Annotated in this window: 25 protein-coding genes; 4 read left to right on the forward strand and 21 right to left on the reverse strand. The window is 44.8% G+C overall.

Going from position 1 to position 26,864, the window contains the following annotated elements:
• The first annotated feature begins 56 nt into the window (after positions 1-56).
• Positions 57-980: a ribonuclease Z gene (rnz, locus tag ACXADE_RS12585; protein ID WP_474980812.1), complete on the forward strand. Its 924-nt coding sequence runs from the start codon at positions 57-59 to the stop codon at positions 978-980.
• 13 nt (positions 981-993) lie between these two features.
• Complete coding sequence (locus ACXADE_RS12590) at positions 994-2,355, forward strand: aldehyde dehydrogenase (RefSeq protein WP_474980813.1); 1,362 nt, start codon at positions 994-996, stop codon at positions 2,353-2,355.
• Between the two features lie 894 nt (positions 2,356-3,249).
• Here the strand turns inward: ACXADE_RS12590 and ACXADE_RS12595 are convergent.
• The 10 genes from ACXADE_RS12595 to ACXADE_RS12640 form a co-directional block, all read right to left on the reverse strand.
• Positions 3,250-5,487 (reverse strand): ABC transporter permease, encoded by a 2,238-nt coding sequence (locus ACXADE_RS12595; protein ID WP_474980814.1) that lies wholly within the window; start codon positions 5,485-5,487, stop codon positions 3,250-3,252.
• Entirely contained in the window at positions 5,484-6,185 is a 702-nt protein-coding gene (locus ACXADE_RS12600) for an ABC transporter ATP-binding protein (protein WP_474980815.1), read from the reverse strand. The genes ACXADE_RS12595 and ACXADE_RS12600 overlap by 4 nt, the downstream gene beginning before the upstream one ends.
• 275 nt (positions 6,186-6,460) lie before the next feature.
• The gene (locus ACXADE_RS12605) at positions 6,461-6,685 is read right to left on the reverse strand and encodes a DUF3892 domain-containing protein (RefSeq protein WP_474980816.1); all 225 of its coding nucleotides are present in this window, start codon (positions 6,683-6,685) and stop codon (positions 6,461-6,463) included.
• A 111-nt stretch (positions 6,686-6,796) separates the two neighbouring features.
• Entirely contained in the window at positions 6,797-6,946 is a 150-nt protein-coding gene (locus ACXADE_RS12610) for a small acid-soluble spore protein P (protein ID WP_474980817.1), read from the reverse strand.
• Positions 6,947-6,965: 19 nt separating this feature from the next.
• The gene (locus ACXADE_RS12615) at positions 6,966-7,094 is read right to left on the reverse strand and encodes a YpzI family protein (protein ID WP_089651799.1); all 129 of its coding nucleotides are present in this window, start codon (positions 7,092-7,094) and stop codon (positions 6,966-6,968) included.
• Between the two features lie 59 nt (positions 7,095-7,153).
• Positions 7,154-8,401, reverse strand: a complete 1,248-nt coding sequence (locus ACXADE_RS12620; RefSeq protein WP_474980818.1) for a DNA polymerase IV — start codon at positions 8,399-8,401, stop codon at positions 7,154-7,156.
• A 146-nt stretch (positions 8,402-8,547) separates the two neighbouring features.
• A complete protein-coding gene (locus ACXADE_RS12625; RefSeq protein ID WP_474980819.1) occupies positions 8,548-9,672 on the reverse strand; it encodes a M20/M25/M40 family metallo-hydrolase in 1,125 nt (374 codons plus the stop codon).
• 70 nt (positions 9,673-9,742) lie between these two features.
• Positions 9,743-11,293, reverse strand: coding sequence for an acyl-CoA carboxylase subunit beta (locus ACXADE_RS12630; protein WP_474982226.1), 1,551 nt, complete (start codon positions 11,291-11,293; stop codon positions 9,743-9,745).
• Positions 11,293-12,105, reverse strand: a complete 813-nt coding sequence (mce, locus tag ACXADE_RS12635) for a methylmalonyl-CoA epimerase (protein ID WP_474980820.1) — start codon at positions 12,103-12,105, stop codon at positions 11,293-11,295. The genes ACXADE_RS12630 and mce overlap by 1 nt, the downstream gene beginning before the upstream one ends.
• 15 nt (positions 12,106-12,120) lie before the next feature.
• The gene (locus ACXADE_RS12640) at positions 12,121-13,776 is read right to left on the reverse strand and encodes an acyl-CoA mutase large subunit family protein (protein WP_474980821.1); all 1,656 of its coding nucleotides are present in this window, start codon (positions 13,774-13,776) and stop codon (positions 12,121-12,123) included.
• Between the two features lie 177 nt (positions 13,777-13,953).
• Between ACXADE_RS12640 and prli42 the strand changes: the two genes are divergently transcribed.
• On the forward strand, positions 13,954-14,067 hold the full coding sequence (prli42, locus tag ACXADE_RS12645; RefSeq protein WP_474963635.1) for a stressosome-associated protein Prli42: 114 nt from the start codon (positions 13,954-13,956) through the stop codon (positions 14,065-14,067).
• A gap of 65 nt (positions 14,068-14,132) precedes the next feature.
• On the opposite strand, the gene ACXADE_RS12650 is transcribed toward prli42, so the two are convergent.
• From ACXADE_RS12650 to ACXADE_RS12700, 11 genes are all read right to left on the reverse strand, one after another.
• On the reverse strand, positions 14,133-14,651 hold the full coding sequence (locus ACXADE_RS12650; protein WP_474980822.1) for a L,D-transpeptidase: 519 nt from the start codon (positions 14,649-14,651) through the stop codon (positions 14,133-14,135).
• A 36-nt stretch (positions 14,652-14,687) separates the two neighbouring features.
• Positions 14,688-15,638 carry an aromatic acid exporter family protein gene (locus tag ACXADE_RS12655; protein ID WP_474980823.1) on the reverse strand — a complete coding sequence of 317 codons (951 nt, stop codon included), beginning with the start codon at positions 15,636-15,638 and terminating at the stop codon, positions 14,688-14,690.
• 123 nt (positions 15,639-15,761) lie between these two features.
• Positions 15,762-16,193 carry a BrxA/BrxB family bacilliredoxin gene (locus ACXADE_RS12660; protein WP_474980824.1) on the reverse strand — a complete coding sequence of 144 codons (432 nt, stop codon included), beginning with the start codon at positions 16,191-16,193 and terminating at the stop codon, positions 15,762-15,764.
• A gap of 175 nt (positions 16,194-16,368) precedes the next feature.
• Positions 16,369-17,685: a dihydrolipoamide acetyltransferase family protein gene (locus ACXADE_RS12665; RefSeq protein ID WP_474980825.1), complete on the reverse strand. Its 1,317-nt coding sequence runs from the start codon at positions 17,683-17,685 to the stop codon at positions 16,369-16,371.
• A gap of 18 nt (positions 17,686-17,703) precedes the next feature.
• Complete coding sequence (locus ACXADE_RS12670; RefSeq protein WP_474980826.1) at positions 17,704-18,687, reverse strand: alpha-ketoacid dehydrogenase subunit beta; 984 nt, start codon at positions 18,685-18,687, stop codon at positions 17,704-17,706.
• A 15-nt stretch (positions 18,688-18,702) separates the two neighbouring features.
• A complete protein-coding gene (locus ACXADE_RS12675; RefSeq protein WP_474980827.1) occupies positions 18,703-19,695 on the reverse strand; it encodes a thiamine pyrophosphate-dependent dehydrogenase E1 component subunit alpha in 993 nt (330 codons plus the stop codon).
• A gap of 19 nt (positions 19,696-19,714) precedes the next feature.
• Entirely contained in the window at positions 19,715-21,136 is a 1,422-nt protein-coding gene (gene lpdA / locus ACXADE_RS12680; RefSeq protein ID WP_474980828.1) for a dihydrolipoyl dehydrogenase, read from the reverse strand.
• A 15-nt stretch (positions 21,137-21,151) separates the two neighbouring features.
• On the reverse strand, positions 21,152-22,237 hold the full coding sequence (gene buk, locus ACXADE_RS12685; RefSeq protein ID WP_474980829.1) for a butyrate kinase: 1,086 nt from the start codon (positions 22,235-22,237) through the stop codon (positions 21,152-21,154).
• A gap of 14 nt (positions 22,238-22,251) precedes the next feature.
• Positions 22,252-23,355, reverse strand: a complete 1,104-nt coding sequence (gene bcd / locus ACXADE_RS12690) for a branched-chain amino acid dehydrogenase (protein ID WP_474980830.1) — start codon at positions 23,353-23,355, stop codon at positions 22,252-22,254.
• 14 nt (positions 23,356-23,369) lie between these two features.
• Positions 23,370-24,269: a phosphate butyryltransferase gene (gene yqiS / locus ACXADE_RS12695; RefSeq protein WP_474980831.1), complete on the reverse strand. Its 900-nt coding sequence runs from the start codon at positions 24,267-24,269 to the stop codon at positions 23,370-23,372.
• A 101-nt stretch (positions 24,270-24,370) separates the two neighbouring features.
• Entirely contained in the window at positions 24,371-26,446 is a 2,076-nt protein-coding gene (locus ACXADE_RS12700; protein WP_474980832.1) for a sigma 54-interacting transcriptional regulator, read from the reverse strand.
• Between the two features lie 135 nt (positions 26,447-26,581).
• Here ACXADE_RS12700 and ACXADE_RS12705 point away from each other — a divergent pair, with 135 nt between their 5' ends.
• Positions 26,582-26,818: a DUF2627 domain-containing protein gene (locus ACXADE_RS12705; RefSeq protein ID WP_474980833.1), complete on the forward strand. Its 237-nt coding sequence runs from the start codon at positions 26,582-26,584 to the stop codon at positions 26,816-26,818.
• Positions 26,819-26,864: the final 46 nt, after the last annotated feature.

Below are 26,864 nucleotides of genomic sequence, written 5' to 3' on the forward strand. Positions count from 1 at the left end.
CATGTGTGTTCTCCCCCTGCTGGTGGTATGATGATAGGTGTAGGAGAGTGTTGGAAATGGAACTATTTTTTTTAGGCACGGGATCTGGTGTCCCATCAAAAGAAAGAAATGTCTCCTCCCTGGTACTCCGTCTTCTTGAAGAGCGCGGGACGACCTGGGTCTTTGACTGCGGAGAAGGCACACAACAACAAATATTAAATACGAACATACGCCCGAGACGGATTGAAGTGATCTTCATTACCCATCTTCACGGGGATCACATTTACGGATTACCCGGGCTGTTGAGCAGCCGTTCCTTTCAAGGCGGTGAAACGCCTGTAACCGTTTACGGTCCGCGCGGCTTGAAAGATTACATTGATATCAGTCTTGAACTGAGCGGCACACACCTTCGATACCCGCTCTATATTGAGGAAGTTGAAGAAGGAGAACTCTTCGAAGATGAACAATTCATTGTCGAAGCTGTCAAACTTGACCACGGACTTGAGAGTTATGGGTATATCCTGAGAGAGAAAGATAAGCTGGGCGAACTCCAACCGGACAAGCTGAAGGATTTGGGCATTCAGCCAGGTCCAATTTACCAGAAAATTAAAAGCCAGGCCCGGACGGTGTTAGAGGATGGGACCATCATTCACCGGAATGAAGTGCTTGGACCTCCTAAAAAAGGACGGAAAGTAGCTATCCTTGGAGACACTCGTTACCTGCCCGAATTAAAGGAGGTATTAAGAGGGACGGATGTCCTTGTCCATGAGGCAACCTTTGCGGGAGACGAGGAAAAAATGGCTCACGATTACTTCCATTCAACCGTAAAGCAAGCAGCCTCCCTTGCCCAACAAGCCGGCGCAGGAGAACTGATTCTAAATCACCTTTCTTCCAGATATCAAGGGGAAAGTGTTGAAAAGCTCCTTGATGAAGCGAAAGAGATATTCCCGAACACCACAATCGCTCATGATTTCTATCAACATCCGATCAAACGAGGATAAGGGAGGGAACGGTATGCACACTATTGTGAAGGCCCAAAAATCATGGTTTAAAGAAGGACATACCAAAAGCTACAACTTCCGCAAAGAACAACTTTTGAAAATGAAAAAAATGTTGACGACGTTTGAGAAACCGATCCTGAATGCTCTGAAATTCGATATGAACAAATCTGAATATGAAGCTTACGCCTCCGAAATCGCTTTTTTGAAAAGTGAGATCGATCATCATGTGAAGCAGTTGAGGAATTGGATGCAGCCAACCAAAGTGAAAACACCTCTGACCCACACTGGGTCCAAAAACTTCATCCGGAAAGAGCCTTACGGGACTGTGTTGGTTATTGCTCCATGGAATTATCCCATTCAACTCGCTCTAGCTCCGGTCATCGGTGCGATTGCCGCAGGAAATACGGTTATTATCAAACCATCTGAATTGACCCCCACCGTTTCCTGGGTATTGAAGAAAATGGTCGAACAGTACTTCCCCGCTCACTATCTCACGGTTGTTGAAGGAGACAAAGAAGTGACGCAGGAACTTCTAGAACAACCCCTTGATTATATTTTCTTCACAGGTAGTGTACCTGTAGGCAAAATCATTATGGAAAAAGCCAGCAGACAGCTTATTCCGGTCACTCTTGAGCTTGGGGGGAAAAGCCCGACAATCGTTCATAAAGACGCTAATCTCGATCTAGCTGCCAAACGAATCGTCTGGGGGAAATTCACCAATGCCGGTCAAACATGTATCGCCCCGGATTACCTTTACGTTCATCATGAAGTGAAAGCAGATTTGATTCAGGCGATGAAAAAATACATTCACCAATTTTATGGACCTGATCCACTGGAAAATGACGATTATACAAAAATTGTCAACCAGGCACATTTTGAACGGGTCTCGTCCTATTTACATTCCGGCACTACAGTTGTGGGTGGTTCTGTTGATACGTCTACATTAAAAATCACTCCGACCATTCTTGATCAGGTGGTATGGGAAGATGAGGTCATGAAAGATGAGATTTTCGGTCCTGTTCTTCCCGTGTTGACTTATAATGCTCTCGAAGAAGTCATTGATAAAATCAACAGTCGTCCGAAACCACTGGCTTTGTATTACTTTGGAGAAAATGAAATCGATCAACAGCGCATTCTCCACTCGATTTCATTTGGTGGCGGATGCATCAACGACACCCTTTATCACATTATCAATCAGCACCTTCCCTTTGGAGGCGTTGGTGAAAGCGGCATGGGCAGTTACCATGGAAAACGCAGCTTTGATACATTCACACATGAGAAAAGCATTACAAAACAAACAACGCGGTTCGATCAGAATTTCCGCTATCCCGGCTCTCAACTGGGGTTAACCGTATTAAAGAAATTTTTTGGATAGACAATCCTTCGTGAAGAGGACTCTTCTTCCATGTCTTCCTGTACTAAAAAGCCAGCGGCTGAGCCGCTGGCTTTTTTCTTTGGTTCTGTTAATGGTCAGTGATGATATTTGCACCAACAGATTGAAGTGACAATGAATGATGGGATGATTAAAAGGGGTTTATTTCCAAGTATCGAAACCTTTAGATGATCTCCTTTCACGATGTAACCATTGAATCTTGTTGAATTATGATTTCGAAACGGAGTCTTTCGCTAAATGGCAGGATTGTTGAAGACTTGATTTCGAGAGGGTTCGGGGTTCGTTATTGTGTTGAGTGCCAGGGGTGGCTGGGAAGCTACTCGCTTTCCTGTGGGGGAGTGCCGAGCTTCCTCGGGCTTATCGCCCTGCGGGATCTCGCCGATCTCCTTTCTCCCACGGGAGTCTCGCAGCTTCCCAACCACCCCATTCGATCATGCGAGAAACGAACCCCTTTACCAACGTTGGATGGTCTTCCATTACCCCGGTTGTTGTAAGCATAAAACGCTATGTATCAAGCTTTCCGGGTTCGAGCCCCTCGGTTTGGGCGTATGAACCTTATCCTCTCACCAACTAGAATAGCTGATGATTCATGAAGGGGCTTCGAGACCCTGATATAGCCAAGGGGCGGAGGGGGATGGCGAGACTCCTGCGGGAAAAGAGTGCTGGGTGAGACCCCGCAAGGCGTAAGCCTGAGGAGGCCCACCGCGCTTCCGCGGAAAGCGAGTCATCCCCCGCAGCCCCTAACTCCCCCACAAACATCTCGAAGCTGAGTCTTCCACAAACGGGAGCTTTAGTTGAATAATGAGGAACTTCCATAAAATTAGAAGTTCCTCATTTGCAGTAATATCAACACTAAACTTTAACAAAGCCTTTTCTTTAGTCCTGCTGTTTTTTCAAAGCTTCCTGTAAAGAAACATTTTTCAGTTTTCGTTTGGATAATCCAAGGGACACCCAATAGGTGAAGACGATCACCACGAATCCAATCAGCACCATCCACCAGGCTACATCTGTAGGGATAAGGAATCCAGTCTCTTCCACCAGCGAATTCATTGTCTGATCCAAACCTAGACTTGCTAAAGGGATGGAAACAAAATAGGCAATGAGCACAATGGGCGTATACACACTCAATACAAGCTTTGATACTTCCTTATCTTGATAACCCATGACTTTAAATAGTGAAATTGATGGTGAGTTTTCTTCAACGATTAAATTCGTAAGCAAAGTCAAAACAATGACCCCGATCAACACAGCGAAAACGGCCATGCTCACAACAGAAGCTCTTGTTGCTCCTGTTGTAGACTCAAAACTGTCAATCGCTTTTTGCTTATCTTCTACCATATACACGTTCTGACTTCTTTCAGGAGACTGGTCCTGCCACGTGCCTGTATACGCTTCTTCAGGAAAGCCAAGGAATTCATTTAATTGGTCACGGGAAAGGTACAAGTTATTCCCTGTATAAAGATCGGCTACTCCCTTAACTGTTACGGTTATTTCCTTTTCATTCCATGCATTTTCGAGCTGGATGTCATCTCCTTCTCCAACCCCAAGGACTGCTCCTAACGGGGCACTAATAACAGCGCCTTCCGATAACCCTGAACGTAAACTTTCCCCGTCTGCACTTAACTCAATATATTCCGTTTCCTTTTCCATACCAAAAGCTGTTATTTTCACATCTTTATGAACAACACCCAATTCACTCATCGTAAAAGGACTTTGAGATTCACTTGTCTCTTCCGTCATTAACGATTGATAGTGAACAGCATAATCATATTTCAAAATATCTTTATACGTTGTCTCCACCAGTTCATCCATGCTGTTGAATGTGATCAATCCGAATAAAAGCAGAACAGTAGAAAACATGACCCCGACAAAGATATAGAAGCTTCTTGCTTTGCTTCTCACCATTAGTCTCAACCGGAACCTTCTGATAAAACTTCCTTTCTGCAAAAGAGGAAGCTTTTCGAGCCACGATTTTTTTCCACTCGCCATCTCTTTCGGCCGTAAAAGTTTCAACGGTTCTGTACGTAATGTCCGGTTGATGACAAAGGCAGTCAGCAGAATCAGAAGCGATAATGGAAGAATCAGACCAATGACAAGCACGATCGGATCCCAGTCAAACATGGAAAGAGCCGGAAGGTTAAAATAGTTGGCATACAAATTGGATAAAGGAATGGACAAAGCCGCTCCAACGAGTAAACCTCCAATCGTACCTCCTAATCCGATGAGCCAGGCATAACCTAGATAATGCCGGACCATTTCACTCTTTCTATATCCAAGGGCCATGAGTGTTCCAATTTCTTTTCTCTGCATATCCATCCGTCGCTTCATAAGCATGAGGACCATAGCGATTGAAAGAGCCAGGATGAAAAGCGGAAGCGTCGTGGTCATGCTTTTCGCACCTTCAATTTCTGTCTCTACAAAACCGATTCGTGGATTATCTTCCGACTGAACGAACTTCAAAAGGGGTGTTTCACCACTGACAGCTTCCCTGAATCCATCCGGAACGTCACCACTTTCCGTCCAGCCCAAAATTTCTGTCTGACCTTCAAATTCAGAAAAATCGGATCCTGTTACAACACCGATGCCGAACTTTTCAGCATCCGCTAACAAATCATTCATTTGTTCAACCATATAAATGTAATCAGGGAGGTAGACGAATCCGGTAATGTCAAAAGTCTGCTCTCCTACATTAAGCTTATCCTCGACTTCATAGTTATGTTTCTCTGCATACACTTTGGAAATCGCGATTTCCTGATTTCCTGAAGGCTCCTCACCATCAGCAATGTAAGGAAGGTTGATGGCATCCGTCGTCGTAAACATTCTTAACGTCGACTCATCTACTGCAACATCAACATATTTCCGTTTCTCCAAAAGGAGGTCATACTCTTCTTCCCAGGACGAAAGCTGCTCATCTGAAATTTCTCCACCAGCGACAAAATGAAAACTCTCCTGCTTGTAATCCTCAGTAAACGTCTCATTTCTTGATTCCAAAGTCGTAATCGCCATGGAGAGAGAAACGTAAAGCATGACGGCTAGAAGAAGAAGTATGGCCACCCCTGCATACTGAAACTTTTTCTCTTTTAAAGTACGGTATACGGATTTTCTGAGAATCATGACCATGTCACCTTCTCTGGGTCGACAGGGTTTTCATTGTCATAGGAGTCAACAATTTCACCGCTTTTCATCCGAATCACAGCGTGTGCCATATCCCCGATTCCCTGATTGTGGGTGATAATTAGAACGGTCGTTCCATATTGTTCGTTTACGAATTTCAACAGTTTCAGAATGTTCTTTCCCGTTTCTTCATCAAGGGCTCCTGTTGGTTCGTCGCATAGGAGCACCTGTGGATTTTTAATCAATGCCCTTGCAATGGCAACACGCTGCTGCTCCCCGCCACTCAACTGGGATGGGAACTTATCTTTTTTGTCCCACATTCCAACCTTCTCCAACGTATCTTTCATGCCCAGAGGGTTGCTGCTCAATTCCTTCCCTACTTCCACGTTCTCTTCAACTGTTAAGGTCGGAATTAAATTGTACTGTTGAAAAATGAACCCGATGAATTTACGCCGGTAGTCCGTCAGTTGACGGTCTTTCAATTGATCGAGAACAGAATCCCCTACTTTAATCGTTCCTGAATCATACCGGTCAATTCCCCCGATGACATTTAGTAACGTCGATTTCCCCGACCCTGAAGGTCCAAGAATCGTAACAATTTTCTTGTCGGGTACTTCCAAGGATGCCTGGCGAAGCGCCTGCACTGTCACTTCTCCGCTTTTATATTCTTTTGTAACCTGTTTTGCGAAGATTGCCATCTCATCATCTCCAATTAAAAGTTTTGTAATATAAAACATCATTTATTTCATTTTTAGTGTACCTCAATCAGATAAGAAGTCAATAACTTTTTGAAATATATATATGTATAAATTTCATTATTTATTATTTTCCCTCCACTGACAGTCATTGAAATGGAAGAACTTATTATTAATGGCGCTTCCATGAAAAAGACAGGAATTGTGGAAGTTAGATATTGAAACCTTACAAACAAGAAAACCCAGACAAGCGCTAGGCTTTGCCTGGGTTCTCTCTATTAAAAAGATGGAAGGTTGTCCAAATTATTGGATTGAATGCCATCCGGTTCACTGCGCAGATGGTCTTCTCCATCTTTCCCTCGAATGAGGTTCACGTGTTCCAGTTCACCGCTGCGCGCCATATCATGTGCCCGCTTATAATCGACCACTTGTCCTGACGACAGCTGCATTTCAACAATGCTTCCTTGTCCGTTTTTTCTAACGGCGACAATTCGTTCTGGCATCATTCTCAACCTCCTCACATCTATTTTGTCTCTTCTTTACAATCCTATTCTGACGAGGTTATTTTTAGAAAATGAGCAAAAGAAAGTCAGCCCTTGGGCTGCCTTATCCTCCTACATATCGTGAGAAGATTTTTGCTTCTGACGTGTGTGCTGTGCGTTTTTCACTTTATGCGAGCCTTGTGCCGGCTCACCGTAGGCCTGCTTGGGTCCTAGTGGTAAGTTCGGTTGTTCCTGTTGTTTGGGTCCCATACGTCGTCCCATTACCCATCCGCCTCCTTCATTATCTGCGTTTTCGAGCTGCTTCCGGTCCTTCCATCGCAGTCGCTCCAGGATAACTCAGACGCTGATCACGATCGGACTCCACTCTACCGGATTTCTTCAACTTTTTCTCTTGTCTGTCTCTACCCATCTTCACACGCCTCCCTTCTTGCTTAGTATGGAAAAGAGGATGGCGGCTATCCCTGGGAATCATTTTTTGTAATCGTCGAGAAAATCCTTTTGAAAGCTCGTATTTACTTGCGCATCAGATGAATGACTTAAATCACGGAAAGGGTTTTTTCCATATTTTTCTGTTAAATCATCAATGGTTTTATAAAGCTTTTCTTTACTTGCATATTCTTCAAAATTAAACAGGTCCAGCTGTTGACTGACTTCTGATTTCTCAGCAAGGTCACTCGCCGTAACACCAAGCAAACGGACAGGCTGTTGATTCCAATGATCATCAAATAACTGCACCGCTACTTGAAAGAGGTCTTCTGACTTGTGGACAAACTGCTGGAGCTGTCGGCTGCGGGTTACGTTTTTTCTATCATGATAACGTATCATAAGCTGAACATTTCTGGCGAGCACTTTTTTATTCTTCATCCGGGCCTCAACTTTATGGGAAAGTCTGCGGAGAACGCTTTGAATTTCAACATCATCAGTGGTGTCCTGAGGCAGTGTCGTTGAAGTTCCGATACTCTTGAATTCATGGACCGCTTCCGGGTCTACCACTCTTTGGTCAATCCCGTTCGCTCTATTTTTTAACCGCTCTCCATTAATACCCAACACACCCTTCAACTCCAAGACCGGATGTGCAGCTAGTTGACCGATGGTTTCAATTTGTATTTTCCTAAGTTTTTCTGCCGTTTTATCTCCTACTCCATACATTTCCTCAATGGGCATCGGCCATAATTTAGAGGGGAGATCACGCTTTCGAAGGATCGTGATCCCCATCGGCTTTTTCATATCAGATGCCATCTTTGCCAGGAATTTATTAGGAGCAATGCCAATACTACAGGAAAGGTCAAGTTCGTCATGGATACGCTTTTGGATATTCTCCGCGATTTCAGGAGGAGATCCCTGCTCCGCACATTCGGAAATGTCCATGTATCCTTCATCAATGGATACCGGCTGGACCATCGAGGTGACATCTGCAAGTATTTTAAACATTTCTTTAGATGCTGTCCGATATCGTTCAAACGTTGGCCTCATCACAATTAAACCCGGACACAACCGTCTCGCTTCGCCTAGAGGCATTGTCGTCTTGACCCCATATTTCCTTGCCTCATAGCTGCTTGTGACGATAATGCCGCGTCTTTCTTCCGGATTTCCTGCAATGGCCAACGGCTTCCCTTTTAGGGATGGATCAAAAGCCGCTTCCACAGAAGCATAGAAACTGTTCATATCCACATGAAATATGACTCGACCTTTTTTCGGATACCATTTGGACTCCATAACGTACTTCCTCCATTGGAACATTTGTTCTCTATTATACCATGACATGATGATCAATGGATAATCAACGCTCTGCTATTGTGCAATTCTCATGAGGGGTTCTATGCAAAAAGGCTCCCTGCCATCACAGGGAGCCTTTTTTTACTTTATTGAGCTACTTCTTCAATGATGGACGTGACCAACTCAGTCACTTTTTCAAGTTCACTCACAGGCATGCGCTCATTGGTTGTATGAATTTCTTCATAGCCGACACTTAAATTAACTGTCGGTACACCATGACCAGCGATGACATTAGCATCACTTCCCCCGCCGCTTGTCAACAACTCACTTTCACGGCCGATACGCTTCGCTGCTGCCCGGGCGACTTCAACTACTTGATCCCCTGCTTGCTGTTTATACCCTGGATACATAACTTCTATATCCAGTTCAACTTCTCCACCCATTTCTTCAGCTGTTTCCAGAAAAGCCTGCTGCATTTTTTCCACTTGGGCTTTCATTTTATCTGGGTCCAAAGAGCGGGCTTCCGCTAACACTTCGACGTGATCGCATACAATGTTTGTTTTTTGACCACCTTCAAAGCGCCCGATATTCGCCGTAGTTTCGTCGTCAATTCGTCCGAGAGGCATTTTAGCAATTGCTCGGGACGCTAGAGTAATGGCAGAAATCCCTTTCTCAGGGGCAACCCCTGCATGAGCGGTTTTTCCTTTAACCACAGCTTTTATTTTCGCCTGGGTAGGAGCTGCAATGATAATGTTTCCGACTTGTCCATCACTATCGAGAGCATATCCATATTTCGCTTTAAGTAAAGAAGCATCCAAAGCTTTTGCTCCGACAAGGCCGCTTTCCTCACCCACTGTAATGACGAATTGAACATCCCCATGTTCAACCTGTTGTTCCTGAAGAGAACGGATCGCTTCCAGAATAGCAGCAATCCCTGCTTTATCATCGGCCCCCAGAATCGTTGTTCCATCCGTCACAATATAGCCATCTTCAACAGATGGTTTTACACCGTTCCCTGGAACGACCGTATCCATGTGCGAAGTGAAATAAATCATATCTGCACCCTTCTTCGACCCTTCCAAATTACAGATGAGGTTGTTCGCCCCATGACCAGTGACCGAAGCCGCGTCATCCTCCAGGACTTCCAAGCCTAAGTCCTCAAATTTTTGTTTTAATACTTTAGCAATTTCTGCTTCCTCTTCAGTTTCTGAGTCAATTTGAACCAACTCTAAAAATTCCTGAAGCAAGCGTTCTTTATTAATGGCAGCCATCTATAGTTTCCTCCTTCATATGTAAACCTGTTCCTCTTAGTACGTTAGCGGAACGAAAGGACGGTGTCAATTATAGTGGGATGTTGCCATGTTTTTTATACGGACGGCCTTCATGCTTGTTCTTAAGCATGTCCAAAGATTTGATTAAAGTGGCACGCGTTTCTCTTGGATCGATAACATCATCGATCATTCCAAGTCCTGCCGCTACGTAAGGGTTCGCGAATCTTTCTCTATATTCATTAATTTTGTTTTGTCTAGTTTCTTCAGGATTAGTACTTTCGCGAATTTCTTTGGCAAAAATGATATTCGCTGCCCCCTCAGGACCCATCACAGCAATTTCGGCATTCGGCCAGGCATAGACAAGGTCAGCTCCGATCGACTTACTGTTCAGGGCAACATACGCTCCTCCATAAGCTTTTCTTGTAATAACTGTCAGCTTAGGAACAGTCGCTTCTGAATAGGCATACAAAATTTTTGCACCGTGACGGATGATTCCTCCATGCTCTTGTTTGATGCCCGGGAAAAATCCTGTAACATCTTCGAATGTAATCAATGGAATATTAAACGAGTCACATGTACGAATAAACCGCGCCGCTTTATCACTTGAATCGATATCTAACCCCCCGGCCATGTATTTCGGCTGGTTACACACGAGTCCGACTGTTTTCCCGTGCAGACGGGCGAACCCGACGACAATGTTCTTTGCAAAGTCCTTGTGGATTTCAAAAAACGATGCTTCATCGACCACTTCATCGATAATTACACGCACATCGTAAGGACGTAGAGGATCAAAAGGAATTTTGTCTGTAAGATCCGGTCTGAAATGGTCTTCCGGTTCTACATCGATTTCCGGTGTCTTCTCCTCATTATTTTGAGGCAGATAACTGACAAGGTCACGCACAGCGTCTAAAGCAGAAGCTTCATCTGATGTTTTCAAGTGGGCATTACCACTTAAAGAATTATGGACACCTGCGCCACCGAGGTCTTCTGCTGATATCTGCTCACCAGTAACTGTTTCAATTACTTTCGGCCCGGTAATGAACATTTGAGACGTCTTTTCCACCATGATTACGAAATCCGTGATGGCTGGAGAATATACCGCACCACCAGCACACGGCCCCATAATGACGGAGATTTGCGGAATGACCCCTGAGTAAATGGAGTTCCGGTAAAAAACCTGACCGTATCCATCCAAAGAAGATACCCCTTCCTGAATCCGAGCTCCTCCAGAATCGTTCAAACCAATGAACGGTGTACCATTTTTGGCAGCAAGGTCCATGACGGCTGCGATTTTTTTCGCATGCATCTCCCCCAATGCGCCACCATAGACCGTGAAGTCTTGAGCGAACAAGTACACATCCCGTCCATGGATTTTGCCAAAACCTGTGACGACTCCTTCGCCAGGCGCTGACTTTCCATCCATTCCGAACGCATCATGGCGATGTTCGATGAAAGGGTTCAATTCAATGAACGACCCTTCGTCCAACAAATGTTCAATACGCTCTCGTGCCGTCCATTTTCCTTTATCATGTTGTTTAGCGATCCGCTCGTCCCCGCCACCCAGTTCAACTTGACGGCGTTTATCATAAAGTTCATTGATTTTATCAAAAATATCCAAAATTACTCCCCCTCTTCATGTTGACACAACTCGAAAAGTACACCATTTGCAGCTTTCGGGTGCAAAAAGGCGATCTGACTATTATGAGCCCCAGTTTTCGGTTGTTCATGAATCAGACGCACTCCCTGTTCTTTATACTGCTTCAAACGTGCAGTCAAGTCATCAACCTCCAGAGCGATGTGATGAACACCTTCTCCTTTTTTGTCTAGAAACGATCGAATCGGTGAATCCTCACTTATAGGCTCCAGCAACTCGAACATCGTCTCTCCTATCCTTAGGAAGGCGACCCTGACCTGTTCGGATTGAACCGCTTCAACCGCTTCAAGCTCCAAATTCAGGTTGTGCTGATAAAAAGGCAGGGCTGCATCGATGTTTTCCACTGCAATCCCAATGTGGGCGATTTTACTTGGAGCATCCAGGCTCTCTTTATGAAGCATCTGTTTAATATATACAGCAATCGCATCTGTCGGCGACCCGCTTGTGAAAATTTTGTTCACCCCTTTTTCTTCCAGGAAGGGGATGTCTTCCGCTGGTATAACGCCTCCACCTATAACAGGGATATCAGAAGCTCCTTGTTCTTCCAAGGCTTGAACCACTTTAGGAAACAGCGATTTATGAGCCCCGGAAAGAGAAGAAAGACCCACAACATCGACATCTTCCTGTATCGCTGCCCTCGCTATTTGAACGGCTGATTGACGGAGGCCGGTATAAATGACTTCCATCCCGTGATCCCTAAGTGCCTGGGCAATAATCAATGCCCCACGGTCATGCCCGTCTAATCCTGGTTTCGCTATGAGTACACGTATTGGCTTCATCCTCATCATCCTTCCCTACATTCCGGTATATTCGCCAAATTCTTCTCTTAATACGTTTGCGATTTCTCCGACTGTCGCATAAACCTTTACTGCAGCGACAATAAGAGGCATTACATTTTCCTTTCCTTTTGCGGCGCTTCTTAAAGTTTGCAGACACTTGTCGACCGCTTCCTGGTCCCGTGATGATCTTACCGCCTCTGTTTTCTTGATCTGCGCTTGTTCAAGGGCTTCATCTACACGAAGCAGGTCAGCGTGAATTTCCTCTTCCAGCTTATATTCGTTCATTCCGACCACGATGTCATCATTTGATTCAATCCGCTTCTGAGCATCATAAGCTGCTTTATGAATTTCCCGCTGCATATACCCCTCTTCCACCGCCTGTACGGCTCCACCGAACTCTTTAATACGTTCAAGGTACGCTCCAGCTTCTTCTTCAATCTGATCCGTCAAAGATTCCACATAATACGAGCCCGCCAGTGGATCAATGGTATCTGCAACTCCACTCTCATTAGCGATGATCTGTTGTGTGCGCAGCGCAATTCTTGCTGAATCTTCTGTCGGCAACGCAAGGGCTTCGTCACGGGAGTTGGTATGTAGACTTTGGGTTCCCCCCATAACGGCAGCAAGTGCCTGCAGAGTGACCCTTACTATATTGTTATCAGGCTGCTGAGCCGTTAATGTACTTCCTCCCGTTTGGGTATGAAAACGGAGCTTCCAGCTTTTCGGATTCTCTGCTCCATAATGCTCTTTCATGATCTTTGCCCACATGCGGCGCGCCGCTCTGAATTTAGCCGCCTCTTCAAAAAACTGATTGTGCGCGTTGAAGAAAAAGGCAAGGCGAGGAGCAAATTGATCGACTTCAAGTCCTGCTTCAATTGCTGCATCAACGTAAGCCATGCCATTAGCGATTGTAAAAGCTACTTCCTGAACGGCCGTCGATCCAGCTTCACGAATATGGTAGCCGGATATGCTGATGGTATTGAACTTCGGCAGGTTTTCCTGGCAGTAACCAAAAATATCTGTAATAAGCCTCATGGAAGGTTTAGGCGGGAAAATATAAGTTCCACGGGCGATGTATTCTTTTAATATGTCATTTTGAATGGTTCCTGTCAGCTTTGCGGGATCGACTCCCTGCTTCTCGCCTACTGCGATGTACATAGCAAGCAGAATACTTGCCGGTGCATTAATCGTCATCGATGTACTTACTTTATCTAACGGGATTCGATCAAACAATTGCTCCATATCTTTTAGTGAATCTATGGCGACGCCGACTTTTCCTACCTCACCATCCGCCATAGGATCATCCGAATCATATCCAATTTGAGTAGGTAGATCGAAAGCGACAGATAAACCCGTTTGACCCTGTTTCAACAAGTAACGGAACCTTTCATTTGTTTCCTCTGCCGATCCAAACCCGGCATATTGACGCATTGTCCAATACCGGCTCCGATACATGGTCGGTTGAATCCCTCTTGTATAAGGATATTGACCCGGAAAGCCAATTTCCTCTATGTATTTTCCATCCAACTCTTCAGGCGTATACAAGCGCTCAATCGGAAGATCCGAACTTGTATGGAAGGCATCTTTCCGCTCTGGGAAACGCTCCGTTGTCTTTTCAACGTCTTCCTGCCATTTTTGTTTCCATTGGTTTTCCTTTGATGATGTGTTCATTTGAAAGACCTCCTTATTCAGTCCATTCCCATTACTAGCATACCAGAAATAAAGCGCTTACCTATCTTAAAATTACGATGATTCATAATTTTATTGTAAATGATTTTACGCCCTTGTCCAATTTCTCTTTTTTCGGTAAAATGACGGTAGGATTGACTGAGAAGGAGGTAACACACCTTGGCTGCAAAAAAACGATCAAAACGCGAGCGCCGTATGAAAGTCGTCATCTATGTCATGATTTTGTCCATGCTCCTATCCAGTGCATTGGCAGGCGCAAGTTTCTTCTTATAATAAATAAATGACTCATTAAAAAAGCCGAAAGAATGGGCTCTCCATTCTTTCGGCTTTTTTCGATATTACAACTGATGGCTTATTTGATTCTTTTGCCAGTTGCGGTATAGATCCTCCATAGCAGTTTCACTGTCCACAATGATGACATCAGCGTGAAGGGGGATAAGATCGAATAATTTTTCAACATCCGTATTGTTTAATCGGATACACCCGGCAGAGACAGATTTGCCTATGGATTCCGGCCGGTTTGTTCCATGTATCCCATAGATCCTTCCATCTGTTCCTCGTGCATCAAAACCAATCCAGCGGCTTCCCAGCGGATTATCCGGGGCACCTCCAGGTATATCGTTTTTACGATAATAAGGATCCTTGGCTTTGACTTTAATCTTAAACTGTCCTTCAGGCGTCAGCTCTTTTGTTTTACCAACTGCGGCAGGTGCCTTAAAGAGTACCTCGTCCTGTTGATAGAGAATCACTTCATGCGTGGCTTTATTGACGATGATGACAGGATCAGGTGGTGAATGCGGAGGAAGGAGTGGCATGACTAAACTTATGAATAAAAGAAAATGGATCAAAACAATCATCCTCTTTTACTATATAGTCTCCCTCACCCACTTCTCCTATACGTCACTCTTCTTAAAAGACCTTTTAATGATCAAGTAATCCTCAATCTCGTTGAGGAGATGGAAAAGGCTCGCCCGAACCTCAAATTCCTCCCGGGTTTCCGGAAGTGGATTATCCCGGAAGTCTTCTTTCATTTCTTTTAACTTTTTCAAATAAATAACAGCCGTATTCCCTGGATGGACAGCGTCTGCTAAATCATCGAAGAACTCCGCCATCCGTATCCCATGCCGATCCGATACCGATATCCTACTTACGAGAGGAAGCATGCGCTCAAGAAGTTCGAACTGCTTCGTACGCATATGAAAATAATGATAAAAATGGTTATGCGAGCGGAGGAGATGATTCTCAACATCCCTATAAGAAAGCGACTTGGCTTTTTCAAGAAGATCAGCAGTCTCTGTCAACTCCTTACCCGTCCAGTCATTATCACCATTCCGTAAAAATTGAGCAACTTCCCTCAATATTATGGAAAAGTTGTTTTCCACCTCTAGTCTGTATTGATTCAGCTTATTTTCAAGACTTGGCATATATAAATTTAAAAGAAGGGCGGTGCCGATCCCGACTGTGATCAATAACAATTCATTCCATATTGTACTCCAATTAATATTGCCAGACCCGTATAGGTGCAGGATGATGACAGAACTTGTAACTATGCCCGGGGTAATATTAAACCACACCGTGGCTGGAATAAAAGCAAACAGCATCAATCCAATGGCAATCGGGTTGTAGCCTAACAATTCAAAGAAAAGGAAAGAAAACCCCATGGCAAGTACACAGGCAGAGAAGCGGTGCCAAGCACTTAAAAATGACCGTTTTCTCGTAATTTGGATACAAAGAATTGTAAGAATTCCTGCTGAAGCGAAATTTTCAAGCTGAAGCAATTGTGCTATCCATATGGCAAAGGGAGTCCCTAGAGCCGTCTTTATCGTCCGATATCCTATTTTCACTCTTGGGTTCACCTCGAATCTTTCTTAACTGCCGATGTTCCCGGCCGCTTATGTATGGATGATGGGTTACGTAAAAAAGGAGATCTTTGCTATAAAACAAAGATCCCCCTGTATGTTGAATGCTTATACTTCTTCACAATACTCTTCGAAATTGCGCTGAAGCTTTCCGATAACTTCCATCGGATCGAAACCTTCAATATCATGACGCTCGACCATCGTCTGAATTTTACCATCCTTTAAAAGTGCGAAAGATGGAGAAGATGGCGGGTATCCTTCGAAATATTCGCGGGCACGATCCGTTGCTTCACGATCCTGACCTGCAAAGACTGTTACCAGTTGATCCGGGCGCTTATCATAATGAATGGCATGAGCTGCTGCCGGACGGGCGATTCCGCCTGCACATCCACAAACGGAGTTAATCATAACAAGAGTTGTTCCCTCTTTATTCAACGCCTGATCGACTTCTTCAGGAGTCGTCAGTTCCGTATATCCTGCTTGAGTGATCTCTTCACGTGCTTTAGTTACTACATCGTTCATAAAAATATTGAAATCCATTGAACATGGCCCCTTTATAGAAATGCTATGAACATTTTACCAAGATATCTGACATCTTTCAATTGAATTGTCTATGATTTCGTGATACTTGAAAGAGTATACATAGGTTGGGAAGGCTTTTTATGTCTGGGATGATAAAGAAGCTGCCCTCTTTACCAGGGGCAGCTTCTTTGCATTAGTATACGGATGTGTTATCTTCTGACATTTTTTCAAGGATCTCTTTGACACGGGCAAGGAAATTACCGGCTACGAGGCCGTCAAGAACCCGGTGATCCAATGATAAACATAGGTTGACCATATCCCGTGCTCCGAACATGCCATTTTGGTAAACGGGCTTCTTCACGATCGATTCCACCTGCAAAATGGCGGACTGAGGGTGGTTAATTACTCCCATGGACTGCACGGAACCGAAAGAACCTGTGTTATTGACAGTAAAGGTACCGCCTTCCATATCTTTCGATGTAAGCTTGCCTTGACGTGCTTTGTTCGCAAGATCTGTAATATCTTTGGCGATGCCTTTGATACTCTTTTCATCAGCATCTTTAATAACAGGAACAAACAATTGGTCATCCTTAGCCACAGCAATGTTTAAGTTGATGGCTTTTCGCTGGATGATTTTGTCGCCTGCCCACATACTGTTCAATTGAGGATATTCTTTCAATGCCTGAGCGACTGCTTTTACAAAGAAAGCGAAATAAGTCAAGCTGAAGCCTTCCTGCTGCTTGAACTGGTTTTTCTTAGCATTGCGAAGTTCAACAAGGTTCGTGACGTCCACTTCCACCATCATCCATGCGTGCGGAATTTCTGTCTTCGACTTAACCATGTTTGCTGCAATTGCCTTACGAACGCCAGTAACAGGAATTTCAATGTCTCCTTCACCAGCTTGTACATTCGGTGTTTGCGCTGCTGGGGCAGGTGTTGGGGCAGATTTTTTCTCTGCTTGTGCAGGCTGCTCGGTTGGAGCGTCTGCTTGTGCTTCGCCTGCTTTAGGTATATCGCCGCTAGCAATGATGTTCTCGATATCTTTACGAGTAATCCGGCCACCACGGCCGGAACCATCGACTACATTCAAATCAATATCATGTTCTTGTGCAAGCGTCATGACCGCTGGCGAGTACCTTTTCTTACTCTCTTTATCCTGCTGCTTCTCAGGCTTCGAAGCAGCCGATGATTTGTCATCAGCAACTGGGGTTTCCTGTGCAGGGGCTTGTTTATTTTCTTCAGAAGAGGGTTCTTCGGCCGAACCCGCACCTTCCACTTCGATGTAACACATGAGTTCACCGACCTCTATGGTATCCCCTTCAGAAGCGACAAGCTCTTTGATCACACCGGAAAAAGAAGATGGGACTTCTGCATTCACTTTATCTGTCATCACTTCCGCTATCGGATCGTATTTGTTGACCTGATCCCCAGGCTGGACCATCCATGTACTGATCGTACCTTCTGTGACACTTTCACCAAGTTGAGGCATATTGATTTTTTCTACACCCACAGGAATCTCCTCCTTCAATTAAAATTCCGCGAGATCTTTCATCGCTTTTTCTACTTTGTCCGGGTTCATCATAAAATGTTTTTCCATTGTCGGAGCATAAGGCATAGAAGGAACATCAGGACCGGCCAAACGCTGGACCGGAGCATCCAGATCAAATAGGCAGTTTTCACTGATGATGGCTGCGACCTCTGAAATAATTCCACCTTCTTTGTTGTCTTCCGTTACAAGAAGAACTTTCCCTGTTTTGGATGCAGCTTCAATAATTCCTTCTTTATCAAGGGGGTAAACGGTACGTAAATCAAGAATGTGGGCGTCAATGCCTTCTTCCGCCAGCTTCTCTGCGGCTTGCAAAGCAAAGTGGACGCACAGACCATACGTGATTACCGTAATATCCGACCCTTCACGTTTCACATCCGCTTTCCCGATTGGAAGAGTGTAATCTTCTTCTGGAACTTCTCCTTTGATCAGCCGGTAGGCACGTTTATGTTCAAAGAACAGAACAGGATCATTGTCACGGATCGAAGCCTTCAATAAACCTTTGACATCATAAGGGGTGGAAGGCATCACGATTTTCAGACCCGGTTGATTAGCGAATACCGCTTCCACTGATTGGGAATGGTAAAGGGCTCCGTGGACACCGCCGCCATAAGGGGCACGGATAGTAATCGGTGCACTCCAATCGTTGTTGGAACGATAGCGGATTTTTGCAGCTTCTGAAATAATCTGGTTGACAGCGGGCATTATGAAGTCTGCAAACTGCATTTCTGCTACTGGACGCATCCCATACATAGCTGCACCAATTCCGACACCCGCTATTGCAGACTCTGCAAGAGGCGTGTCCAGCACTCTGTCTTCTCCGAATTCATCGTAAAGACCATCCGTCGCACGGAATACGCCTCCACGCTTTCCGACATCTTCACCGAGGACGAAAACTTTTTCATCCCTTTTCATTTCTTCTTTCAAAGCTTGAGTAACGGCTTGAATATAAGATATTACTGGCATTTTTTCTCCCCCTCCTTACTCTTCATATACATACTTCATGGCAGATTCAGCTTCTGCATATGCTGCATTCTCGGCATAATCAGTTGCTTCATTGACAATGGCGTTGATTTCATTATCCATTTCTTTTTCCTTCTCTTCTGTAAGAAGACCCATGTCCCGTAAGTATTGAGCAAAAGTAACGATCGAGTCTTTTTTCTTTGCTTCGTCCACTTCTTCACGTTCACGATACGTACGATCATCATCATCACTGGAGTGAGGAGTCAGACGATAGGAAACGGTTTCGATCAGAGTTGGCCCCTCTCCGTTACGTCCTCTGTCTGCAGCCGCTTTCACCGCTTCATAGACAGCCAGTGGATCGTTACCATCTACTGTGAAACCAGGCATTCCATAACCGATGGCACGATCTGAGACTTTTTCACATGCCAGCTGTTTCGAAACCGGTACAGAAATTGCATATTTATTGTTCTCCACCATGAAAATGACGGGAAGTTTGTGAACTCCTGCGAAGTTCGCTCCTTCGTGAAAATCCCCCTGGTTGGATGAACCTTCTCCGAATGTCACCAGAGAAACAAAGTCCTTTTTCTCCATTTTCCCAGCCAGTGCGATGCCCACTGCATGGGGGACCTGGGTCGTTACTGGAGATGACCCCGTGACGATACGGTTTTTCTTCTGACCGAAGTGTCCAGGCATTTGGCGCCCTCCGGAGTTAGGGTCTTCCGCCTTGGCGAAGCCGGATAGCATAAGGTCCTGAGCTGTCATTCCAAAGGATAAAACAACTCCCATATCCCGGTAGTATGGCAATGCATAATCTTTTCCTCGATCAAGAGCATAAGATGCACCTACCTGGGCGGCTTCCTGGCCTTGACAGGAAATAACGAATGGTATTTTACCTGCGCGGTTCAGCAGCCACATTCGTTCATCGATTCTTCTTGCTAACAACATCGTGCGGAACATATCCAACACCTGTTCATCACTTAAGCCTAAATCTTTATGGCGATTTTCAGCCATGTGGATCCCTCCTTTTTTATTATCCATGGATTTGGTTGCCGTCCACAGCCATCGCCGCTTCTCCGATTGCTTCGGAGAGCGTCGGGTGCGGATGAATCGTTTCGGCGATTTCCCAAGGGGTCGCATCAAGGACTTGAGCAAGAGCAGCTTCAGAAATCATATCTGTTACATGCGGGCCGATCATATGGACACCTAGTAAATCATCCGTTTCTATATCTGCTACTACTTTAACAAAACCGTCCGTTTCTCCATGGACGAGAGCTTTACCGATCGCTTGAAATGGAAATTTGCCTACCTTAACATCGTAACCCTTTTCTTTTGCTGCTTTCTCCGTCAATCCGACACTTGATACTTCAGGACTGGAATAAATACAGGAAGGTACCTGCTCCGTATTCATTGGATGAGGTTTCTGATCAGCCATATGTTCAACTGCAATCATTCCTTCATGGGAAGCGACATGCGCAAGTTGCATACCCCCGATGACATCTCCAATGGCGTAGATATGGGTTTCCTTCGTCTGATAATAACCGTTCGTTTGAATGGTGCCGTTCTCAACTTGGATGTCCGTGTTCTCAAGACCAATGTTATCAACATTTGCTGCCCTTCCCACAGAAACAAGCATACGTTCCGCCTCATAAGTCACCGTTTCCCCGTCAACTTCGGCATCAATTTTGACGGTTTCACCTTTTTCTATCGTATCCGGCAGGACTTTAGCGCTTGTTACAACGTCTACACCCTTTTTCTTCATCTGCTTCAACATTTCCCTGGAAATATCTTCGTCTTCCGTAGGTAATATGTGCGGTAAATATTCAAGAACCGTCACTTTCACACCAAAGTCAGCAAGCATTGATGCCCATTCAATTCCGATAACTCCGCCGCCGACGATCATAATCGATTCAGGAAGCTCTTTCATATGTAGAGCTTCATCCGAACTCATGACATGCTTGCCATCAATTTCAAGACCAGGCAGGGACTTGGGACGGGAACCCGTTGCTACCAGAACATTTTTTGGAATCAACATTTCATTCTCTTCCCCGTTGTTCATTTCAACGGAAATGGTACCTGCTGTCGGGGAGAAAATAGAAGGGCCTAATATTCTACCGAAACCTTCATAGACATCGATCTTCCCTTTTTTCATCAATCCTTGAACACCTTTATGTAGAGTGTCTACAATTGATTGCTTCCGCTCTTGAACTTTCGTGAAATTCAGTGTTGGGTTCTCAGCAAGAACGCCGTAACGATCCGCTTCTTTTGTTTGTTTAAATACTTCTGCACTGCGCAGGAGCGCCTTGGAAGGAATACATCCCCGGTGAAGACATGTCCCACCTAGTTCTCTTTTTTCAACGATTGCAGTTTTAAGTCCTAGTTTTGCTGCTCGGATAGCTGCCACGTAACCACCTGTACCGCCTCCGAGTATGACCAAATCGTATTCTTGTGCCACCTTGGACACTCCTTTCTATTCTTGAAAGTTAGGATACTGTTTTGGAACTTCTTCTTTATTCAGGACTCGTAACGTCCCTTCATTCAATGCTTCAAGTTCATTTTCACCCGGATAGATCAATACATCGGCAATCCAGTGCACACGCTTGGAAATTTCTTCGACGAATGCTTTGCCGTAGGCAAGGCCGCCGGTGAGCGCAATGGCATCCACTTTCCCTTCCATAACTGCACTCATGCTTCCAATTTCTTTAGCAATTTGGTAAGCCATAGCGTCGAAAACAACTTTCGCTTTCTTATCTCCATTAGCTACCATCTCTTCTACCTCACGGGCATCATTCGTATCCAGGTAAGCCATCAGTCCCCCCTGCCCGACCAGTTTCTTCATAATTTCATCTCTGTAATACTGTCCGGAAAAACACAAGGAAACGAGATCACCCGCTGGAACTGTCCCTGCCCGCTCTGGTGAAAAAGGTCCGTCGCCGTGTAAACCATTGTTCACATCGACTACACGGCCGCCGACATGGGCACCTACCGTAATTCCTCCACCCATGTGGGTCACAATTAAACGTGAATCCTTATAAGATAAGCCCAGTTCATCGGCCGCTCTTCTAGCAACTGCTTTTTGGTTCAAGGCATGAAAAATACTTTTTCTTGGAATCTCCGGTACACCAGAAACACGGGCTAACTCCTGAAGCTCGTCAACGACGACCGGGTCGACTATATAGGCACCGATATTCAACCCCTGCGCGATTTCATTCGCGATGATTCCTCCTAAATTAGACGCGTGTTCCCCATTGTATCCATTCTTCAAATCTTCAAGCATGGCATCGTTGACCTCATATGTCCCTCCTTCAATCGGACGTAAAAGGCCTCCTCTTCCGCAGACGGCACTTAATTTGCTGATGTTAATGCCTTCCTGGTCGAGTTCTTCGAGAATGACACGCTTGCGAAATTCATATTGATCGATGATACGTTTATATGAGCTGATTTCATCCGCAGTATGGCGGATTGTCTTTTCAAAAACGACTTCCTGATCATCAAAGACTCCTATTTTTGTTGACGTGGAGCCCGGATTGATGACCAGAATACGATGTGTTTGCAATTCCTAAACCCCCGTTATCCGTTCTGTCTTCTGCTTAAGATGTGATGGCCGTTCTGAAGGAACTGACTGCGGGATCTGCGCATACGCTCGATACGTTCTTCCGCCATGCGGTCTGCAGCCACATATGTCGGGATATTATCTCTGCGTGAAATTTCGAATACCCGGGCTACATTATCATAAATTGTTTCTACACGCTTCATGGCACGATCTTTGTTATATCCGTGAAGCTCATCCGCAACGTTGATCACGCCCCCTGCATTGATAACATAATCCGGTGTGTACACAATGCCTTTTTCATGAAGGATGTCTCCATGCTTCGTTTCTTTTAACTGGTTATTTGCTGCTCCGGCGATAACTTTTGCTTTCAATTGAGGAATGGTTTCATCATTGATCGTTGCACCTAGTGCACATGGTGCATAGATGTCACAATCTACACTGTAGATGTCATCAGGATCGACAGCTTTTGCTCCGAACTCTTCGACAGCACGATCGACAGCTTCTTTATTTATATCCGTTACAACAAGATGGGCTCCTTCTTCATGGAGGTGACGGCAAAGAGTAAAGGCAACATTTCCGACACCCTGAACAGCAATTGTCTTTCCTTCAAGTGAATCCGTTCCGAAACCTTCTTTTGCTGCGGCTTTCATCCCGCGGTAAACACCATAAGCTGTGACTGGAGATGGGTTACCAGAAGAACCAAAAGCAGGAGAAATTCCTGTTACATAATCTGTCTCTTCATGAATAAGATCCATATCCTGTACAGTTGTACCTACATCTTCAGCAGTAATGTAACGACCATTCAACCCTTGAATATAACGACCGAATGCACGGAACATTTCTTCGTTCTTTTCTTTTTTAGGATCGCCGATGATGACCGTCTTCCCTCCACCAAGGTTCAGACCGGCTGCAGCGTTTTTATACGTCATCCCTTTGGCTAAACGAAGCGCATCCTCTACCGCATCATCTTCTGAAGCGTATGTCCACATCCGCGTTCCTCCGAGTGCAGGGCCAAGCGTTGTGTCATGAATAGCAATAATTGCTTTTAATCCGGATTGTTCGTCGTGACAAAATACCAACTGCTCATAATCGTACTCTTGCATATAGCTGAAAATTTCCATTTTTATTCCTCCTATTATTGACTGGCTTTTAAAGCTAAAGCCAGTGAAAAAATCTTACTTTCTGCATCATCTGATCTCGACGTCAAGACAATCGGAGCTTTTGCTCCACTGATGACGCCAGCCACTTTACCTTTGGCAAAATAGATAAATGATTTATATAAGGCATTGGCCACTTCAATGGACGGTACGACAAGAATGTCTGCCTGTCCTGCGACCTCTGAGGTAATCCCTTTTTGTTCTGCTGCCTTTGGATCGACAGCATTATCAAAAGCAAGGGGGCCATCCACTATACAGCCTTTCAACTGCCCACGTCTATTCATCTGGGTTAAGAGGGCAGCATCCTGCGTAGCGGGCATGGCAGGGTTAACGACCTCCACAGCAGCAAGGGGAGCAACTTTGGGATTCCCCCAACCCGCCCGGGTCGCGATTTCCACGGCGTTATTTATAATTTGAATTTTTTCTTCGAGGGTTGGAGCGATATTCATCGCAGAGTCTGTAAGGAATATCAACCGGTCACGCCCTGGAATTTCAAATAAAGCGACGTGTGATAGAATGGATCCTTTCCTCAGCCCATACTCTTTATTAAGAACCGCCTTCAATAAAGCCTTCGTATCGATATGGCCTTTCATGACCACATGTGCTTCCCCGTTATGAACGGCTTTCACAGCAGTTGCTGCACTATCCCCTTCAGAGGAATGGATGACCGACAGTCCTTCCTGGTTCAAATCCAAGCCGACCTGCTTCGCCTTCCTTTCAATTTCTGAGTGGTCTCCGATTAGGAAGAACTCAGCTAAATTAGATTGGCGTGCTAATTTTACTGCTTTCAATACTTCCTCATCTGCCGCCTGAGCAACAGCGACCGTTTTTAATTCATGACGGTCAATCTGATTTACTAATTCGTCCAGCTTCTTCATATGTCACCTCTTCCCTTCTACTTGTATGCAACATTTATGCCAATCTCAAAAGACGCTAAAATTGGTTTATAATAAGGTTTTACACTTTGCAAGAATTTGCATCATGAAAAATTTTGCATGCTGTTTTTGTCTAAAGAATACTTCTCTAATTTATAATATAAATTCCTAATTGAGATCCCAAGAGCCTTCGCTGTTTTTGTTTTATTGAAATCATGAGAACGGTATGCAGCTGCAAGCAGGTTCTTTTCATAATCATCCACTGCCTGCTGCAGCGTTTCTCCCTGCCATGAGTCCTCACTATTTCCATCTGGAGTGCCTTTCGGTTGATTCTTCAAGCGGGGCAGGTGTTCAAGTCTAATGGTATCTTCCATATTCTCCATATAGATCATCGCTCTTCCAATAATGTTCTCGAGTTCTCTCACATTGCCTGGCCAATCATAATCTTTCAACATTTTAAAAGCATCCTCATCAACAGAAGTTACGTGTCTTCCATAATCTTCATTCAATTTCTGGATCAGGTGACGAGTCAATAAATCTACATCCTCAATCCTTTCCCGAAGAGGAGGAATGTAAATCGGGAGTCTGTTCAATCGATAATAAAGGTCTTCTCTAAAATCCCTGTGCATGATTGCCTTTTCCAGGTTAAGGTTTGTCGCTGCAATGACACGGACATCAACATGAACAGGTTTTGTCCCCCCGACCCTGATGATCTCGTTTTCCTGCAGCACCCTCAATAGTTTAGCCTGCATTTGCAACGTGAGTTCACCGATTTCATCCAGGAATATACTGCCGTGGTTTGCTTCTTCAAACAATCCTTTCTTCCCGCCTCGTTTCGCCCCAGAAAAAGCACCTTCTTCATACCCGAATAATTCACTCTCCAGCAGGGACTCTGCTATTGCCGCACAATTGACACGGATAAACTTATTATGGCGCCGCTTGCTCTCATTATGAATCGCGTGCGCGAAAAGTTCTTTCCCTGTTCCCGACTCTCCCCTGAGCAGCACAGAAGCCGGAGTACGAGCACCCACTTTCGCCTGCTCCAACGCAAGGGTCATTTCCTGAGACTGACCGATAATATCATCAAAGGTGTATTTCGCTTCTAAACTGCGAATAATCTGTCTGGCTCGTTTCAACTCACTAGTCAATGCCTGAATCTCTGAAACATCGTGCAGGACACCGACACTCCCTTTTAGCTTCCCATCAACAATCACAGGCGCGACATTGACGAGGACATCCTTTTTCGATGGGCCAACCTTCATCCGGACTCCACGGACAGGCCTGCGCGTTCTCAGAACCTTCATGTGCATACTTTCCCCTTCTGAGATATCGACGGTCGCAGGTTTCCCAACAATTTCTTCTTCAGAAAGTCCGGTAATTTTCGTATAGGCAGGGTTGATCATTAAACCGCTTCCATTTTCATCGACAACAGAAATCGCCTCATCCGAAGAATGGATGATGGCTTCGAGCATCGTTTTGACTTCTTTAAGATCCGTAATTTCCTCAGCAAGGTTTACAACTTCCGTAATATCTTTAAAAACGGCGAACGCACCGATAATTTTTTGGTCTTCACCAATCATTGGGATACGCGTGGTCACAACCTTCTTCCCATTCCCTAACGCAAGCTTCTTGTTTACTTCTTCCTTGCGGGAAGTTAAAACTTGAGGGAGCCTTGTATCCGGAATAATTTGCTGGATAGGTTTCCCAATCATCGTTTTGCGTTCCAAGCCCACAATACGCTCAGCGCTTCGATTGATGAATGTTATATCCCCTTTATCATTAATAACGATCATTCCGTCATGAATACTGTTCAAAATCAGATGTTGATTCTCTGTCTGCTGCTTCAATTTCTGAACGAGCGACTCTTTTTCTTCAAGTAACTCTGCCGTCACATATGCGACAGATCCTGGAATAACAACAGTGGAACGACTTCTTACTTCACGAATTTCATTAAAGACCTCTTCTTCACCTGTAGCTTCAATAACAATGTCAATCTCTTTATGTATCCAATCCTGCCAAAAACGGTCGGTCGGTATCCCGTACCTTTCAGCTAACATAAATCCCGGTGCGTTCGGGTCTATGTCTGTCACAGCGACCACGAACATCCGGTCCATCTGCTTCAATAACTTTAACAGGGCAGTTCCACCTTTCCCCGCTCCGACAATCAACACACGTTTCATTTCACCACACCCTGCAACTTTTTGCGTAACTTTATCGTACCCCATTCTGCACATTTTGGCAAGTGTGTCGATAGTTCCCTCATGCCCCGCCATTTGATATACTTGTTCATGGATTGAATTAAAGGAGTTACGTCTATGCGATTAATTGCATTATTATTACTAGTCACTCCCGGATTGATCGCTGTTTACGGCATTAAACTGATCCGTGACGCACTGTTCGGCGAATTTCATCAAATTTTTTTCCACATAGCTTTGCAGGGACTTGCGGGCGTTTTGTTCGTAACTGGTGGTCTTGCATTTATTGGTGGCTTCATCCTGCACAGGGATCGAAAACGAAATTTGACTAAAGGGCGCTTTAAGTCAAAGGAATGATTTTAAAATCTGAAGAAACACACCATTGGGACGAAGGAGTTTTGTT

Source organism: Halobacillus sp. ABR2_026 (assembly GCF_056158545.1).

Excerpts from the sequence above, each read along its gene's own strand:
- yqiS (WP_474980831.1), bottom strand. The coding sequence starts at position 24,269 with ATGAAGAAGCTGGACGAATTAGTAAATCAGATTGACCGTCATGAATTA.
- ACXADE_RS12675 (WP_474980827.1), bottom strand. The coding sequence starts at position 19,695 with ATGGCTGAAAATCGCCATAAAGATTTAGGCTTAAGTGATGAACAGGTG.
- ACXADE_RS12595 (WP_474980814.1), bottom strand. The coding sequence starts at position 5,487 with ATGATTCTCAGAAAATCCGTATACCGTACTTTAAAAGAGAAAAAGTTT.
- mce (WP_474980820.1), bottom strand. The coding sequence starts at position 12,105 with ATGAAGCCAATACGTGTACTCATAGCGAAACCAGGATTAGACGGGCAT.
- ACXADE_RS12610 (WP_474980817.1), bottom strand. The coding sequence starts at position 6,946 with ATGGGACGACGTATGGGACCCAAACAACAGGAACAACCGAACTTACCA.
- bcd (WP_474980830.1), bottom strand. The coding sequence starts at position 23,355 with ATGGAAATTTTCAGCTATATGCAAGAGTACGATTATGAGCAGTTGGTA.
- ACXADE_RS12650 (WP_474980822.1), bottom strand. The coding sequence starts at position 14,651 with ATGATTGTTTTGATCCATTTTCTTTTATTCATAAGTTTAGTCATGCCA.
- ACXADE_RS12615 (WP_089651799.1), bottom strand. The coding sequence starts at position 7,094 with ATGGGTAGAGACAGACAAGAGAAAAAGTTGAAGAAATCCGGTAGAGTG.
- rnz (WP_474980812.1), top strand. The coding sequence starts at position 57 with ATGGAACTATTTTTTTTAGGCACGGGATCTGGTGTCCCATCAAAAGAA.
- ACXADE_RS12590 (WP_474980813.1), top strand. The coding sequence starts at position 994 with ATGCACACTATTGTGAAGGCCCAAAAATCATGGTTTAAAGAAGGACAT.
- ACXADE_RS12600 (WP_474980815.1), bottom strand. The coding sequence starts at position 6,185 with ATGGCAATCTTCGCAAAACAGGTTACAAAAGAATATAAAAGCGGAGAA.
- ACXADE_RS12620 (WP_474980818.1), bottom strand. The coding sequence starts at position 8,401 with ATGGAGTCCAAATGGTATCCGAAAAAAGGTCGAGTCATATTTCATGTG.
- ACXADE_RS12670 (WP_474980826.1), bottom strand. The coding sequence starts at position 18,687 with ATGCCAGTAATATCTTATATTCAAGCCGTTACTCAAGCTTTGAAAGAA.
- ACXADE_RS12700 (WP_474980832.1), bottom strand. The coding sequence starts at position 26,446 with ATGAAACGTGTGTTGATTGTCGGAGCGGGGAAAGGTGGAACTGCCCTG.
- ACXADE_RS12640 (WP_474980821.1), bottom strand. The coding sequence starts at position 13,776 with ATGAACACATCATCAAAGGAAAACCAATGGAAACAAAAATGGCAGGAA.
- ACXADE_RS12660 (WP_474980824.1), bottom strand. The coding sequence starts at position 16,193 with ATGGATTTCAATATTTTTATGAACGATGTAGTAACTAAAGCACGTGAA.
- ACXADE_RS12705 (WP_474980833.1), top strand. The coding sequence starts at position 26,582 with ATGCGATTAATTGCATTATTATTACTAGTCACTCCCGGATTGATCGCT.
- ACXADE_RS12605 (WP_474980816.1), bottom strand. The coding sequence starts at position 6,685 with ATGCCAGAACGAATTGTCGCCGTTAGAAAAAACGGACAAGGAAGCATT.
- ACXADE_RS12625 (WP_474980819.1), bottom strand. The coding sequence starts at position 9,672 with ATGGCTGCCATTAATAAAGAACGCTTGCTTCAGGAATTTTTAGAGTTG.